At 38.2% G+C, this 883-nt stretch carries 2 protein-coding genes; both read right to left on the reverse strand.

Annotation, left to right across the window (positions count from 1 at the left end; translation table 11 throughout):
• Nucleotides 1–120 precede the first annotated feature (120 nt).
• A complete protein-coding gene (locus BGI33_RS03400; RefSeq protein ID WP_100089938.1) occupies nt 121–366 on the reverse strand; it encodes an Imm26 family immunity protein in 246 nt (81 codons plus the stop codon).
• A partial coding sequence (locus BGI33_RS03405) for an RHS repeat-associated core domain-containing protein (RefSeq protein ID WP_144235354.1) occupies nt 366–883 on the reverse strand: 518 nt, incomplete at its 5' end. The genes BGI33_RS03400 and BGI33_RS03405, both read right to left, overlap by 1 nt.

The raw sequence follows: 883 nt of genomic DNA on the forward strand, positions 1-883 counted from the left end.
AACCAGTTATAACACCGAAAGGCCTCATGAAGCATTAAATAATATGACGCCGATTGAGTATAAAACCCTAAGACAAGCAGTATTATTTTCTACTTGAAGCTTGTACTAAGTTTGGGGTATTTACATGTCTAATATCACTGGTTCAATCAATCGCCGGGCTTGTTTGATTTCTGCCTCAGATATATCAGGAGAATTAGAAATGTTATCAAACAGCTCGGCAACATGACCAATAAAAATTTTGATAATAATTCTGCCAAAACAATATCTCTGTTCATCCAGCTTAAAGCAGAATATGTCTCCTGCCTTGATAAACCGTAGCATGGTGCGTGGTTTTTTATCCCAACCCCATAGTTTGAAATCACTCATCAGCATTTTCCTTTTCCTATACGACCATTCATACTATTGCCTTTCTTACTATGATAAGCTTCTTTGAATGCCTTAGCTCTGTCATCAGTGCGATTATGGTCAAATGAGTTATATTTATTTCCTCTATTTGTAGAAGAAATTTCCTCACCTATGGTACCGGTTCTGGTTTCGTGTATTTCAATATAGTATTGTTCGTACCCTCTGGCCTGACCATAGGTTACATTTTTTTCTAGTACTTCCATTCTTCCTGACGTTAATCTTCCCGTATCTCGATGTTCATTTCTTCTTCTTTCAACATTATTGGTAATACCAATGTAATAAGGCTTTGTTGCGCCAGGGTCATATAGTCCATAAACATGATATCCCTCAGCATTAACGGACGTTAATCCTAACGGATCCACCCAAGTCAACCCATTAGGTGCATACTGATACAGATTCAAGCCACCCAGCAACCCAATCGGGTCTGGCTGAGTAAATCTACCTATATCCGGATCGTAATACCTGAAAGTATTGTAAT

It is taken from the genome of Snodgrassella alvi (assembly GCF_002777425.1).
GTDB lineage: Bacteria > Pseudomonadota > Gammaproteobacteria > Burkholderiales > Neisseriaceae > Snodgrassella > Snodgrassella alvi_B.

Bases quoted from the DNA above. Each gene is read 5' to 3' on its own strand.
- BGI33_RS03400 (WP_100089938.1), bottom strand. From the start codon at position 366: ATGAGTGATTTCAAACTATGGGGTTGGGATAAAAAACCACGCACCATG.